This window comes from Acinetobacter sp. ANC 4910 (genome assembly GCF_004331035.1).
Taxonomy (GTDB): domain Bacteria; phylum Pseudomonadota; class Gammaproteobacteria; order Pseudomonadales; family Moraxellaceae; genus Acinetobacter.
Map to the genome: position 1 here is coordinate 63,181 of NZ_SJNT01000003.1, position 13,401 is coordinate 76,581.

A 13,401-nucleotide genomic window follows, 5' to 3' on the forward strand; every position below is an offset into this window, starting at 1 on the left:
AATGATTGACTCACTTCGGATTTAACTAGAGCAATTCTAAGACTAAGAGGTCTTATTCTCGCCACATTTTCTGCATTCCAGATGTTCACCTATTTCCTCCATTCGTTCATATTCATAAATGTGGAAACAAAGTAACTTTCTGAGTAATTGAAACATTTTAAACTCCTTGTTTAATTTTTTTGTCTCATGCTTGTTTCTGTCCTGAAACATCGATGCATCCAAGTGATCAGATGCATTGCATTATAATTATCACATTTTTATCGAATGGCAAATAATTAACACAAGCTTGAATTGCATTTCGTCGGAAAGTAAATTCATAGCATAGACTTTAGTCGTTACGCGACATTCACATTAAACATTGAACCGATCGCACTAGTAATGAGCATGGCAAAGCATCCCCAAAACAAGACTCTTAGTGCCCCTTTCCAAACGGATGATCCTGCGGTATAGCTTGCCAATCCACCCAAACTCACTAAAGCAAAAATTGAAACGATCACAATCGCACTGGCTAAATAATCTTGTGGTGCCATAAGCACAGCCAACAGAGGAATGGTGGCCCCAACTGAAAATGATAAAGCCGAAGACAAAGCGGCTTGCACTGGTTTGGCTGCAGTCATTTCAATAATGCCAATTTCATCGCGGGCATGTGCTGCCAAAGAATCATGTGCTGTTAACTGAATTGCCACTTCATGCGCCAACTTTTCATCTAAACCACGATGGATATAAATTTGGGTTAGTTCCCTTAATTCTTGTTCAGGATTATTTTCTAATTCACGTCGTTCAAGTGCTAAATCTGCCTCTTCAATATCGGCTTGCGACTTGACCGAAATATATTCCCCCGCAGCCATGGAGATGGCACCTGAAATCAAACCTGCTAAACACGTAATCAGAATGGTTTGTTGCCCTGCACCACTTGCCACAATACCAATTACCAGACTAGTGACTGAAATAATGCCATCATTCGCTCCCAAAACTGCCGCACGTAACCAACCCGTTTTTTCTAAATTATGTTTCTCTAAATGTATAGACCTTCTCATCAACACTCTCAACTTGATTTTTATTCATGCCTCATCAATACCGATATTAAACCAATATTATTAATCTGGACTTAACCCAAGCATTGGATTTACAAAAACTTTTTTGAACCAGCTTTTCTAGTGAGCACTACGTACTCAAAATTAAGCGCATAACCATCAACGGGACTATGTGCCCTCTATGCAAATTAGGTTCTTATTTTAATAACTTCCAGTACTCACACCTTGGTCATTCACTTGGCGTGCTTTACCCGTTTCAGTATTCACTACAGTAAATTCAATTCTACGATTTTTAAACTGTCCCTCTGGCGTACTATTATCAGCAATAGGTTTTTCAGCCCCCATCCCTATAGCTTGCAATTTAGCTGGATCAACCCCTTTTTTAATTAAATAATCCATAACTGCTTGAGCACGTTTCACTGAAAGTTCTTTATTGTCTTGTGCAGTACCTACGTTATCCGTATGCCCTTCTATCACCAAATTGACTTGTGGTGCACGTCGAATTAACGCTGCTGCTTGATCCAGAATAGATTGATTAATTTTAGGAATCTCGCTTGAGTGAGGTTCAAAATTGATGATTTGTAAATTTAAAGCCGTTGCTACATCTAAGGCACGTACATGTTCTGGATTCAAACTCGCCAGTGCTTTTTCAGCACTACTAACGCTACTTCCTACAGCTTGATTTACATCTAAAGGCTGCTGCGTCACTATTTGCATATTTTTAACTAACGGTTGGATTTTTTGAGCAAGCTCGGTCGCAACTGCATTACTTTTAGCTTGAATCGACAATTGATCACCCATCCAAGTCATTGAAACATTCGGTGTTCCTTTTATTATTTTCAACACACTGGGAATTGCCTCTTGATCAATCAAGGTTTTATGAAATTGGCTATTATCATCGACCCCACATCCGACAGGATGAGTAAATATCTGTTTCACTTCCGTTTGTAAAATATCAATATAAGACTTGTTAGATGTGAAGATTTGACAGGTGACCAACATCCCATCCTGTCCAGTAGTTAACTGGAATTTAGCTGGCTTACTGGCAATATTCGTATTCTCTACCACCGAGTTTGGTTGTTCATCACGGCTACACATTTTAAAAAGTAAGGCACAAATCAACCCCAATACAATGATAAATAAAACTGGCACCCACCACCGGCTTTGCTTCTTTGCACCAATATAAGAAGCACTACTTGGGCTTTGATGTAGAATTTCACCCACTAGTGTATTCACACCTAATGCTGCAAGTAATGGTTTAGCCCACAAAGGTAAAGCCACAGCTATATCAGTGCTGTGATTCAGCAAAAAATGCTCTATAGTTTGTTGATTACTCGAACCGGCTTGTGTCTCTAAAACCCCCAAAGTTGGTGCAATTGCATTGTTCAAGGTTTCTTCAATTTCAGATGGCGGCGCTGTCGCACCAATTGCCTCAATAAATTTTTCTTTAAGTGATTGATGTGTTGTAAAAATATCGCTCAATCTTGGATTTAAATGATTCTGTAACTCAGTAATATAATCTGGTTTTTGTTTTAATAAACTGAGTAAAATTGGATAAAAATTATCTAATGCATGCTTCTTTTCCAGCAAATGCTCTATCTCAGATTGTAAAACGATAGGTGTGACCTGTTGCTGTAGTAATTCGATGATATTTGTCAGCATTTCCTGCCCTCTTATTTTCTTTTGTTGTTTTATTAAATTAGTTTATATGTTCAATTTTCATACAATGTAAATTATTGTATTTGCAGCAACACCTTCGCTCCATCTCAAATTTTATGCATAAAAAAGCCAGCAATTGCTGGCTTTTTTCTAACACTCAAAAATTAAGCATGAAAAGTTTGCAGAACTTTTCCTGTTAAAGTTTGGTTCATTAATGGTGTATTTTTACCTTGTGAAAGAATGCTCTCTTTGGTTAAAGTCCACTCAAGTTCTGGGTCAACCAATACCCATCCAGCTTCTTGTACCCAACGCTCTTGCATATTGGCAACTTTGGCTGGTGCTAAAGTCACTTTCTCCACCCATTCCAAAGGCGTAAATAAACCTTCTTTCACCAATTGCACCCCTAAAGACACATAGGTATCGAATGCAGTAAAACCAGGTTCAGTTTCTGCAAATGGGGCCATTTTTGCCGAGCTGCTTAATGGTTCATGATGAGTACAAATTGCATCAATCACACCATCTTTTACACCTTGGCGTAAACGCTCTTGATCTTTTTCAGAACGTAATGGTGGGCGCACGTGCGCTAATGCATTGAAACCATCAATCAAGCGATCTGTTAAATGTAATTGATGCATTGCCACATCAGCGGTTACTGGTAAACCTTTTTCTTTGGCAATCTTGATTAACTCCACCGAAGCACCACATGACAGTAAGCTAAAGTGTGCATTTACACCCGTTGCTTCAATCATGAGTAAATACTTAGCAATGGCAACGGTTTCTGCAAGCACAGGAATCATTGGTAAACCCTGACGTGACGCAATAAAACCTTCGTGTACACAACCATCTTTGGCAATTTGTGGTTCTTCCGCGTAGAACACAACGGTTAAACCCAGACCTGCTGCATATTCCAAGGTACGAATGACCACATCATCATTCGCAAAAGATGCATTGGCATTTGAAACTGCGGTACAACCACCTTTTTTCAAAGCCGCCATGTTCGCAGGTTGTTGACCCTTTAAACCTTGGGTTTGTGCACCAATCACCTGAAGGTAAATACCCCCATCTAACATGGCTTTTTCAACTAAACCATGAATCAAAGCGCCATTGTCTTGTACAATTGGCTTTGAATCTGGTGGCGTAAACACATGCAGAATACCATTCTCACGTGCAGCCTTACCTTCAGACTTGAGCGTACCATGCTGCTGCTGACCTGGCTCACGTAAACGCGCACACAAATCGACCATGGTTGGCATTAACCATTTGCCTTGCCCATCTAATGTAACTTCAACTTCATCCGTAGCAGCAACCAATTTACCTTGCTCTAAATAAACAGTTTGCACCAAATCGGTTTGCTGAATTGGGTCTAAGACACGGACATTTTCAATTTTTACAATACTCATGGCTTTCCCTTATCCCGCAATCGCTTCTAATAGACCTTGTTCTTGTAATTGACCTTGCATTGATAAGGCTAAAACTGCCATACGTACCGCAATACCATTGGTGACCTGATTTAAAATTACCGATTGCGGACCATCTGCAATGCTGGAATCGATTTCCACACCACGGTTCATCGGCCCCGGATGCATCACGATACAATCAGGTTTCGCCAATGCTAAACGCTCTTTATTCAAGCCAAACATTTTGTAAAACTCCGCCTGTGATGACAATGCAGGCGAATCAATCCGCTCATTTTGAATACGCAAGGTAATGATCACATCACAATCCTTCACGCCTTCATCCATTTTGTTAAATAGACGAACGCCTGCACCATATTCTTCAAAGCCATACGGTAATAATGTATTCGGAGCAATCACACGAATATCTTTACAACCTAAAGTTTGTAAAGCAGCAACATCTGAACGTGCCACTCGCGAATGTTTAATATCACCAATAATCGCCACGCTCATGTCTTCAAATGGCTTTTTGGTTTCACGGCGAATGGTCAACATGTCCAGCATGGCTTGTGTAGGATGTGCATGACGTCCGTCACCTGCATTGATGATTGCGACATGGGGACAAACCGTCTGAGCAATAAAATGTGCAGCGCCAGAAGATGAATGACGAACCACAAAAATATCCGCCGCCATTGCCTCTAAATTCCACAGCGTATCGCGTAAAGTTTCACCTTTAGACGTACTTGAACGTGCAATATCAATATTTAGGACATTCGCTGATAGTCGTTTTGCTGCTGCTTCAAATGTAGTACGAGTCCGCGTGGAATTTTCAAAAAACAGGTTCATCACCGTACGACCTTCGAGTAGGTTGTTGGTAATAAGCTGATTTTGGTCATTAAAAAAGGACTGTGCAGTGTCCAATATTTTAGTGAGTGTGGCTTTCGATAGCCCTTCGATGGTCAGGAAATGTTTTAAATTTCCATCTTTATTGAGTTGAATCTGACTCGGAGTATGCAATGCCGCCAAGTGCATGAGAGATTCCTTATACGTTAAGTTAACGTATTATACAGAGATTCCCCCGATTTGGCAGATGAAGTTTTCGGCACTCAACAGAAAATATGACGATATTTAAAATGACTTCTTATTTTCCTATGCGTTATTTCAATAAGATAATTTAAACAAAATTTAGCGCTGTAAATGAGAACACCAATCATCATCAATTTAGCATTGTAAGATGATTGGCTTGAATTACATGATCAGCAAGCTATTTTGCGACATGATTTAACGTAATGCACCAATATAGTGATGGTGAACCTGAGCACGATAAATTTCGTCCTCAGTCACCTCTTCTTCACGATAATGAGTATTTTCAAGTGCTTTTTCAGGGACGACTTCTGGTTCAATTTCAGTATCTAAATCCATAAAACTGCGTAAACGCTCTGCTTGACGCACCAACTCTGCATCGCCCGTAGCGACTGCCAAATCAACCACATGTTTTGCATACGCCTTATTTTCCGCAAGATACATAGCATCAATGACACGCCCAGAAACCCGGCGTAATCGCGTATAAATCAAAGTCGCAGCAGAAAAAGCCTCAGGATGAGCAACAAATCCATGATTAGACATCTCTTTCAATCCCCCAGTTTTATTTAATTTAATACGAATAATGACTTCAAAGCAGATTGTGCAAATAAAGTGAAATTTCAAATGCACATTGCCATTTAATGTACTTAACTTAGCAAAATACATACCAATTTTTGAGAACCAAGTCGTTAAAAGTGTATTTTTTTATGATCTGATTATTCAAACAAGCAATTTAAAAAGCTTTCAAAGCCAAAATCAGTTAAACTTTGCAAAGTATTTTTTAAAATCTTGGTCTATCTAATTTATGAATAGCTCTTCACGTTTAAGCAACTATTGGGTCACATGTGCAGATGGGCTTGAAACCTTACTCCAAGAAGAATTACAAGGTCTAGGCATTGCACAAATTGAACGCTTTCCAGGGCGTTTAATTTTTAAAGGTACATTAGAACAAGCCTATCGTATTTGCATGTGGTCACGTTTGGCTTCACGTGTTCTACTCCCTATTCATACCCATGAACTAGAACGCAGTCATGATGCACGTGATGTCGCTGAAGAACTTTATGAAGGTGCGATTAGCTTTGACTGGTCACTCATTTTTGCACCACAAAGTACTTTCGCCATTCGTTTACACATTGAACGTGACATTATGGTCAATTCACAATTCGCAACTTTACGTGTTAAAGATGGCGTTGTGGATTCATTCATGGAAGCAGTTGGACGTCGACCAAGCATTGATACCAAGCAACCCGAAATTACCCTGTATGTCCTTGCAGGTAAAACTGAACATACCTATTGCTTAGACTTATCGGGTGATTCTTTACATAAACGTGGATATCGTCGTTATATGACGGATGCCCCGATTAAAGAAAACTTGGCTGCTGCAATTTTGCAAAAAGCGAAACTGCAACAACTGAATCCAGACATTATTTTAGACCCAATGTGTGGTTCAGGTACCTTCATTATTGAATCTTTAATGTTGTTAACTGACCGTGCTCCTGGTTTAGTCCGCCGTTTTGGTTTTAATGGCTGGAATGGTCATAACAACGAATTATGGATGTCGATTAAGGCTGAAGCAGCGGAACGTCATCAGCAGGCAATGTCACAACCCTTACCGAAGTTTTATGCTTTTGATGCAGACTGGGAAGCGGTTAAAGCGACCAAGCAAAATATTATTGCAGCAGGCTTTGAAAACCTGCTCGATCAAATTCAAATTGAAGAACGTACCCTTTCCGATTGGCCCGATTTTGAGCTCGGCAACAAAACCGCCTTTATTGTGACCAACCCGCCTTATGGTGAACGTTTAGGGGAAAAAGCATCGAATCGTGCTTTATATTTGGGTTTATCTGCATTGCTCCAAAAACACTTTCCTAATCAAACAGCAGCAGTTATTGCAGCAGCAGTAGAACAAGCCGATGTCATGGCATTTAGTGACCCACAGACTATGCGTTTAATGAATGGTAAATTACCAATCTATATTCGCTTAGGCAAAATTAAACCTGCAACAGTCGTGAAACCATTCTTGGAAACATGGCAACCGCTACAATTCGAACCGATTGAAGGTGCCGAAGATTTTGCCAATCGCTTGCAAAAGAATATGCAAACCTTAAAGAAATGGGCTGTGAAAGACGGTGTGTTCTGCTTACGTTTGTATGATGCAGATTTACCTGATTTTAACCTTGCGATCGACTTATATGGCGATCGTTTGCATGTGCAAGAATATGCGCCACCAAAAACAATTGATCCCGAAAAAGCTAAAAAACGTTTTAACTTGGGTTTAGCCGCAATTCGTGCAGTCACAGGTTTAGGTCGAGATGCGATTTTTATTAAAACCCGTGCACGTCAAGAAGGTAAAAATCAGTACGCCAAACAAAGTACAGCTTCAAAACGCTTTATCGTGCAAGAAGGTCAAGCAAAAATTTTGGTCAATATGACTGACTATCTTGATACAGGATTGTTCCTTGATCACCGTCAAATACGTTTACGTATTGCCAAAGAAGCACGTGGTAAGCATTTCCTTAACCTATACAGCTATACATCAACTGCCAGCTTACATGCGGCTTTAGGTGGCGCTGCAAGTACCACCAGTGTGGACTTGTCAAACACTTACCTAAACTGGTCAAAAGAAAACTTCGTATTAAACGGTTTAACTGTTGATCATGCCGATGAACAACATCAGTTCTTTGCTAGCGACTGTTTTGAATGGCTTAAAGAAGGTCATGAACAATATGATCTGATCTTCATCGATCCACCAACTTTCTCTAACTCGAAAAAGTTCCACGGTACTTTTGATGTACAACGTGACCATTTATCACTACTTAAACGTGCGATGAACCGTCTAACCACAGAAGGGACTTTATACTTCTCAAACAACTACCGTGGTTTTGAAATGGATGAAGAAATTTTGGCATTCTTTGATGTCGAAGAAATTACTAGTGAAACCATTGGGCCAGATTTCAAACGTAACCAAAAAATCCACCGTGCGTGGAAAATTAGTCATCCAAAAAATTAATCCCGACATTAAAAAAGACCGCTAAAGCGGTCTTTTTTTTGATGAGAAGCCCATACTAAACTTTTTCATTTTGTGGTGCGTCTACAGCAATAAGGCTTGGAGCCTCCTCCTCATCCAACTTCGTTGTCTTCGCAATAACAGCTGTCGCGACACTATTACCAATAATATTGGTTGCTGTACGCCCCATATCAAGGAAGTGATCAACTGCAAGGATAAGCAATAGTCCTGCTTCTGGAAGTTTAAACATTGACAATGTCGCAGCAATAACAACCAGTGACGCACGAGAAACGCCAGCAATGCCCTTACTGGTGATCATTAGCGTTAAAAGCATTAATAATTGCTGAGAAAGGCTAAGGTCGATGTTATATGCATGTGCAATAAACAAGACTGCAAATGTCATGTAGATCATCGAACCATCAAGGTTGAACGAATAACCCAATGGTAAAACAAAGCTGGTAATACGCTTAGGAACTCCAAACTTTTCTAAAGATTCCATCAGTTTTGGATATGCAGATTCACTACTCGCTGTAGCAAAACCCAAAACAACAGGTTCACGGATTGTTTTTAACAGTCTGAACACATCCTTTTTCAAAAAGATAAATCCAGCTGAGATGATGACTGCCCAAAGAATAAATAAGCTGGCATAAAACTCAGCCATGAACGAGCCATAATCAAGAATAATCTTTGGTCCTTTTACTGTAATTGCTCCTGCAACAGCAGCAAAAACGGCAATTGGGGCAAACGTCATTACGTAATCGGTGATCTTGAACATCACTAGGCTTAATTCATCAATCATCTTACCGATAATGGAGCCATCTTTTTGGAGATGATTAACGTAAGCTAAAGCAGAACCGAAAAATATAGAGAAGATAAGAATCTGAAGAATCTCATTATTCGCCATCGCTTCAGCAAAGCTTTTTGGGAATATATGAGTAATAAAAGTTTGTAAACTCAGGTTTGTTGCACTAACCCCTACTTCTACGGGTGCGGTAGGAATCGGTAGGTTCATTCCAACGCCTGTTTGGAAGAAGTTCGCGAGTCCTAAACCCAACAACAGAGAGATGAAAGATGCACCAATAAACCAACTCATTGCCTTTAAGGTAATTTTACCTAAAGCAGAGGATTTACCCATTGAGATAATGCCTGAAACGATTGTTGCAAACACCAATGGGGCGATAATCATTTTAATTAATCTTAAAAATATATCGGTTAAAATTTTAAAATATGACGCAATATTTTCTGCTTGAACAGGAGTTAAATAATAGTGGAAGATGCAACCAATAACTATGCCTAAAACCATGGCAATAAGGATAAACTTCAACAGTTTTTTTTGATTCATATCAAATGTCCTTTTACAATCCCAAAAACGACAAAAGCAACTTATTGAAAAATTTAGCTTTAATCTAGTTTCATCAAAATCAAATCCAATTTGATTTAGAAACAATGTGGATGGAATTTAAACAAATTAAAAGAAAATTAATAATGAAAAAAAGTATAAAACCATGCAAATAATGCATAGCTAATTACAGTATTTTAAATAATTCGCCAATGACTTGATTGATTAATAAATCTTAAATATACATCCTGAATTGTATTTATCATTTCAGTTATCAGTAATATTTTACTAACTGGTAAAATAACCCCATTTTTTACATATTATTTGAGCACTGGCCTTTATAACTCTATGTAACTGAAAATTCTGATGAATACATTAATTCATTTCCAAGAAGGAAGATGTTTAAAATTGCATTGTAATTATCTTTTTAACCTTTAAGGGAGAATCAAAATAATAGATATTAAGAGTCTGCTCAGTTATTTAAATGGTAAATCTCTAAAGACTTTATAAAAAATAAATTCAGAAATAGGTAAAACATGCAAATTAAGCTTGATAAGTATTGCGCTAATGCTTGGAAAAATGAATTGAAATTATTGCAAAAAACGAATAAATGTCTTTCGACAGGACTTATTGAGCAAAGTGCAAAATTAGCACAAAAATATCTAAATTTGAGAAATGTTCATTTTAATGAATTAAAAGTAGGCGGAGGGTTGCTTGAATTCGCCAACCTACCAATTGACGATCAGATTTATCAACCTCGATCTAACACTTCAAGCCCCCACCCTAAAGGATATATATCAGAATTAGTGTTGCTAGGGGTTACAAAAGCCTGTGGTTTAAACCCCTTTGCTTATAAAGAAGAAAAAAATGGAGCATTAGTACATCAGATCACGCCTAAAGACTTAAAAGATAATACTGGCATTTCTAATCAGGGCTTAGCTAAGTTTGACTTTCATACTGATGGAGCCTATTTGTCGAGAAATATTAGACCACATACTTTGTCGTTAATGTGCCTAGTAGATGAGAAACAGACTGCTACTAATTTAGTAAAGATTTCTGATGTAATTAATAAATTAAGCCATAAATCAAAAAATGTGTTGGCTGAGTCAAGGTTTGTTCATACAGCCCCTGAAACCTTTAAAGTGCAAAATAAGCGAATAAAGAGTTCCATTTTTGACTTGGTCGATGGGAATTATGAAATTAAAGCGGCATTACACAACATTAATGCGACAGATGAAGACAGTGAATCCGCGTTGCATGAACTGAAATCAATTGTTTCAGAGAATCAAATTCAGAAATCTTGGAATGCTGGAGATCTCATTATTTTTAATAATCTGCGTTGTTTGCACGGACTTGGTGAAATAAAAGGTGACCGATGGTTACAGCGGTGTTATGGCACATATACATTCTCATCAACCACAGTTTTGGACATTGAATAGTTGGTTATCAGATGATTTTTGAAGTTGTACTACGGGTTTTTTTGTTAATCGCAATCTCTATCATTGGGTGGGGTGTGGGTAAGAAATTTAAACTAGATTCCAAAGATATTTCAACTTTGCTTGTTTATATTATTTCCCCATTTGTGATTTTTTACTCAATTGTCGAATCACCAGCAAATTGGACTTATCTTAAGTTTTCATTGGGTGCATTCTTATTGGCATCCTTCATGGCTGTACTAGGGTTATGCTTTGCAAGGTGCTTTTGGAAAGACAGTCGAGTTAATCTATTTGGCTTTGCCGCGGGTACAGGTAACACTGGATATTTTGCATTACCATTGGTACTTGCAATCTTCGATAAGACGCAAATAGCCATCGCTATTTTTATTATTATCGGTATTAACCTATACGAATTTACAGTGGGTTATTTCATTACAGCTAAAGGCTCATTGAACATTAAGGAAAGTATTTTAAAAGTCATAAAAATGCCGATTCTTTATGCTGCATTTTTAGGGATGATTTTTAAATATCTCGATATTCAATTCAATGAAGTATTCCTTTCATTCTTGGCAAATTTTAAAGGTGCCTATAGTGTTTTAGGAATGATGACTATCGGGATTACAATTGCAAAATTTTCAAAAATTGAGATCGATTGGCTTTTCTCAGCATTGGCTTTGACATGGAAACATTTGATTTATCCTATCGTTGGTATTTTGATTTTTATGGTTATTATTCCCGTAGATAAACAAATACTTCAAATTGTGGCGCTAATGGTTGCGACACCTATGGCAGGTAATGTCGTTGTTATCTCCAATACATTAGGACTTCATCCTGAAAAAGCAGCGACATCCGTGATGTTGAGTACAATGCTAGCTTTAATCACGGTACCCATCGCATTATATTTTGTAATGAATTTCTAAATCTATTCGACCTCCTTCATCTATTGTAGCGGGAGGCTTAAGCTTCTCATTAAGTCATAGTCAATCAACCTGCTAAAATATTTCATTCAGGAATTTACTTGTTCTAGAAAAGTTACTGCTCGTTCATATCTGTAAATAAAAATAAATTAAACTCTATCTCACTTAATACACACCAAAGTTAGATAGAGCTTTAGTTTTAAAATATTTTATAAAATCATTCCGTTAAAAATTTCTTCTCACCATATTTATATTCCATCGACATTTTCAGCACATCACCATCACGTTTCAATTGCCCCGATTGCTGCATACTGCTGAGCATCGTTTCAATATCCTGATCCGACATAGCCTGTGACCCCTTACCAGGAAGACTATTCATGATGGAAGCAACCATGTTCTTATCAAATTGCATATCAGCTTTATATTCAACTAGACTTGGTACCATGGCCACCATGCCTTTTAAGGTCTTTTGATGGCTTGGCATAAAACGGCCCGCTAGACTAGCTTTGGCCTCACCAGCTCCAATCTTGATTTGATTGTCGCTAGAATCGAACTTAAAACCTTCATTGATAACCGCAAGTAAAGCAGGTTCTAAATCTTGTAATAATTTCTCTTGCGCTAAACAACTGTTCTCACTCTTCTCTACAATATCGAAAAAAGCCTGTAGTTTGGCACGATTCACATCCTGCAAATTGAAATTGAACTGAATATTTTGCATAACGGGTGAATAAGGTACTTTCATTTCATCCGCTTGAATCGAAAATTTCGTATTCAATACCCGTTCTGTCAAATCACTTTCAGTTTCAATACGGTAGTTCTTTACCTCTGCACTCATCGGGTTGTTTAAACCTCGATCCGACATTTTTAGCAAATCCATATGAACTTTAGTTTTTCCAGCTTCCAGATAATTACCATTCAACCCTTGATTGGTTTCTAAGGTTAATCCTGTCATTTGGAAATGTGTGTCCGCATCGATCACTGTTAAATTTGGAATTTTCAGGGTTAAATCCTGCACCTGAAGCTGATCATCAACCGATTTGGTTCGATATTCTAAAGTTATAGGGTCTAAACGTGTCTGCATTTTCGCTTCATTACGCACAATCTCAGGCGTAGTCAAGGTTGAGTCCATTGTCCCCAGCCAATTGACATGCGTTTGTAGCTTTAAAGGTTGATTCAATAAAGGCTTGAATGTGCTATCAGCTTGTACAACTTTAATATCTGACTGAATTTGATAACCATTCCAACTGCGTTGAATATGATCACGCCCAGACATTTTAATCACATCTTTTGGCTTACATGGATCAAGTACCAGATCTGCTGTCCAATCTGCCTGTCCTTGGAATGCACCCATCTGGAAGTTTTTATAGTTCAAGCTTAGATTTTTACTTGGTTGTTTCGCTTCTTGCTGATAATAAGTTTGCAAACTTTTATCTGCATATAAATTCCCGCCAACAGCCAATGTTGCAACCGCGATGACGCCACCAACACCCCACTTTATTTTCGACATGAATATATCTCATATTATGTGTTTT

10 protein-coding genes are annotated in these 13,401 nt (G+C 38.2%); 3 read left to right on the forward strand and 7 right to left on the reverse strand.

The features are described from left to right. Nucleotides 1–335: 335 nt before the first annotated feature. From E0H82_RS03515 to E0H82_RS03535, 5 genes are all read right to left on the reverse strand, one after another. Complete coding sequence (locus E0H82_RS03515; RefSeq protein WP_131263079.1) at nucleotides 336–1,037, reverse strand: VIT1/CCC1 transporter family protein; 702 nt, start codon at nucleotides 1,035–1,037, stop codon at nucleotides 336–338. 198 nt (nucleotides 1,038–1,235) lie between these two features. Further along, nucleotides 1,236–2,696, reverse strand: a complete 1,461-nt coding sequence (locus E0H82_RS03520) for an OmpA family protein (protein ID WP_131263081.1) — start codon at nucleotides 2,694–2,696, stop codon at nucleotides 1,236–1,238. 161 nt (nucleotides 2,697–2,857) lie between these two features. After that, nucleotides 2,858–4,093, reverse strand: a complete 1,236-nt coding sequence (locus tag E0H82_RS03525) for a dihydroorotase (protein WP_131263083.1) — start codon at nucleotides 4,091–4,093, stop codon at nucleotides 2,858–2,860. Between the two features lie 9 nt (nucleotides 4,094–4,102). Then, nucleotides 4,103–5,119, reverse strand: a complete 1,017-nt coding sequence (locus E0H82_RS03530) for an aspartate carbamoyltransferase catalytic subunit (protein ID WP_131263084.1) — start codon at nucleotides 5,117–5,119, stop codon at nucleotides 4,103–4,105. A gap of 249 nt (nucleotides 5,120–5,368) precedes the next feature. Continuing rightward, nucleotides 5,369–5,722 (reverse strand): hypothetical protein, encoded by a 354-nt coding sequence (locus E0H82_RS03535; protein WP_416224488.1) that lies wholly within the window; start codon nucleotides 5,720–5,722, stop codon nucleotides 5,369–5,371. Between the two features lie 253 nt (nucleotides 5,723–5,975). Here E0H82_RS03535 and rlmKL point away from each other — a divergent pair, with 253 nt between their 5' ends. After that, nucleotides 5,976–8,180 carry a bifunctional 23S rRNA (guanine(2069)-N(7))-methyltransferase RlmK/23S rRNA (guanine(2445)-N(2))-methyltransferase RlmL gene (gene rlmKL / locus E0H82_RS03540; RefSeq protein WP_116763620.1) on the forward strand — a complete coding sequence of 735 codons (2,205 nt, stop codon included), beginning with the start codon at nucleotides 5,976–5,978 and terminating at the stop codon, nucleotides 8,178–8,180. 55 nt (nucleotides 8,181–8,235) lie between these two features. Here rlmKL and E0H82_RS03545 read toward each other — a convergent pair whose 3' ends face one another. Then, a complete protein-coding gene (locus E0H82_RS03545; RefSeq protein ID WP_131263088.1) occupies nucleotides 8,236–9,519 on the reverse strand; it encodes a dicarboxylate/amino acid:cation symporter in 1,284 nt (427 codons plus the stop codon). A 533-nt stretch (nucleotides 9,520–10,052) separates the two neighbouring features. On the opposite strand from E0H82_RS03545, the gene E0H82_RS03550 reads away from it, so the two are divergent. Both E0H82_RS03550 and E0H82_RS03555 read left to right on the forward strand, forming a co-directional pair. After that, a complete protein-coding gene (locus tag E0H82_RS03550) occupies nucleotides 10,053–10,955 on the forward strand; it encodes a TauD/TfdA family dioxygenase (RefSeq protein WP_131263090.1) in 903 nt (300 codons plus the stop codon). A gap of 11 nt (nucleotides 10,956–10,966) precedes the next feature. Then, nucleotides 10,967–11,872, forward strand: a complete 906-nt coding sequence (locus E0H82_RS03555; protein ID WP_131263093.1) for an AEC family transporter — start codon at nucleotides 10,967–10,969, stop codon at nucleotides 11,870–11,872. Nucleotides 11,873–12,086: 214 nt separating this feature from the next. Here E0H82_RS03555 and E0H82_RS03560 read toward each other — a convergent pair whose 3' ends face one another. Then, nucleotides 12,087–13,376 carry a DUF945 family protein gene (locus E0H82_RS03560; protein ID WP_131263095.1) on the reverse strand — a complete coding sequence of 430 codons (1,290 nt, stop codon included), beginning with the start codon at nucleotides 13,374–13,376 and terminating at the stop codon, nucleotides 12,087–12,089. Nucleotides 13,377–13,401: the final 25 nt, after the last annotated feature.

Bases quoted from the DNA above. Each gene is read 5' to 3' on its own strand.
- E0H82_RS03515 (WP_131263079.1), bottom strand. From the start codon at position 1,037: ATGAGAAGGTCTATACATTTAGAGAAACATAATTTAGAAAAAACGGGT.
- E0H82_RS03520 (WP_131263081.1), bottom strand. From the start codon at position 2,696: ATGCTGACAAATATCATCGAATTACTACAGCAACAGGTCACACCTATC.
- E0H82_RS03525 (WP_131263083.1), bottom strand. From the start codon at position 4,093: ATGAGTATTGTAAAAATTGAAAATGTCCGTGTCTTAGACCCAATTCAG.
- E0H82_RS03530 (WP_131263084.1), bottom strand. From the start codon at position 5,119: ATGCACTTGGCGGCATTGCATACTCCGAGTCAGATTCAACTCAATAAA.
- rlmKL (WP_116763620.1), top strand. From the start codon at position 5,976: ATGAATAGCTCTTCACGTTTAAGCAACTATTGGGTCACATGTGCAGAT.
- E0H82_RS03545 (WP_131263088.1), bottom strand. From the start codon at position 9,519: ATGAATCAAAAAAAACTGTTGAAGTTTATCCTTATTGCCATGGTTTTA.
- E0H82_RS03550 (WP_131263090.1), top strand. From the start codon at position 10,053: ATGCAAATTAAGCTTGATAAGTATTGCGCTAATGCTTGGAAAAATGAA.
- E0H82_RS03555 (WP_131263093.1), top strand. From the start codon at position 10,967: ATGATTTTTGAAGTTGTACTACGGGTTTTTTTGTTAATCGCAATCTCT.
- E0H82_RS03560 (WP_131263095.1), bottom strand. From the start codon at position 13,376: ATGTCGAAAATAAAGTGGGGTGTTGGTGGCGTCATCGCGGTTGCAACA.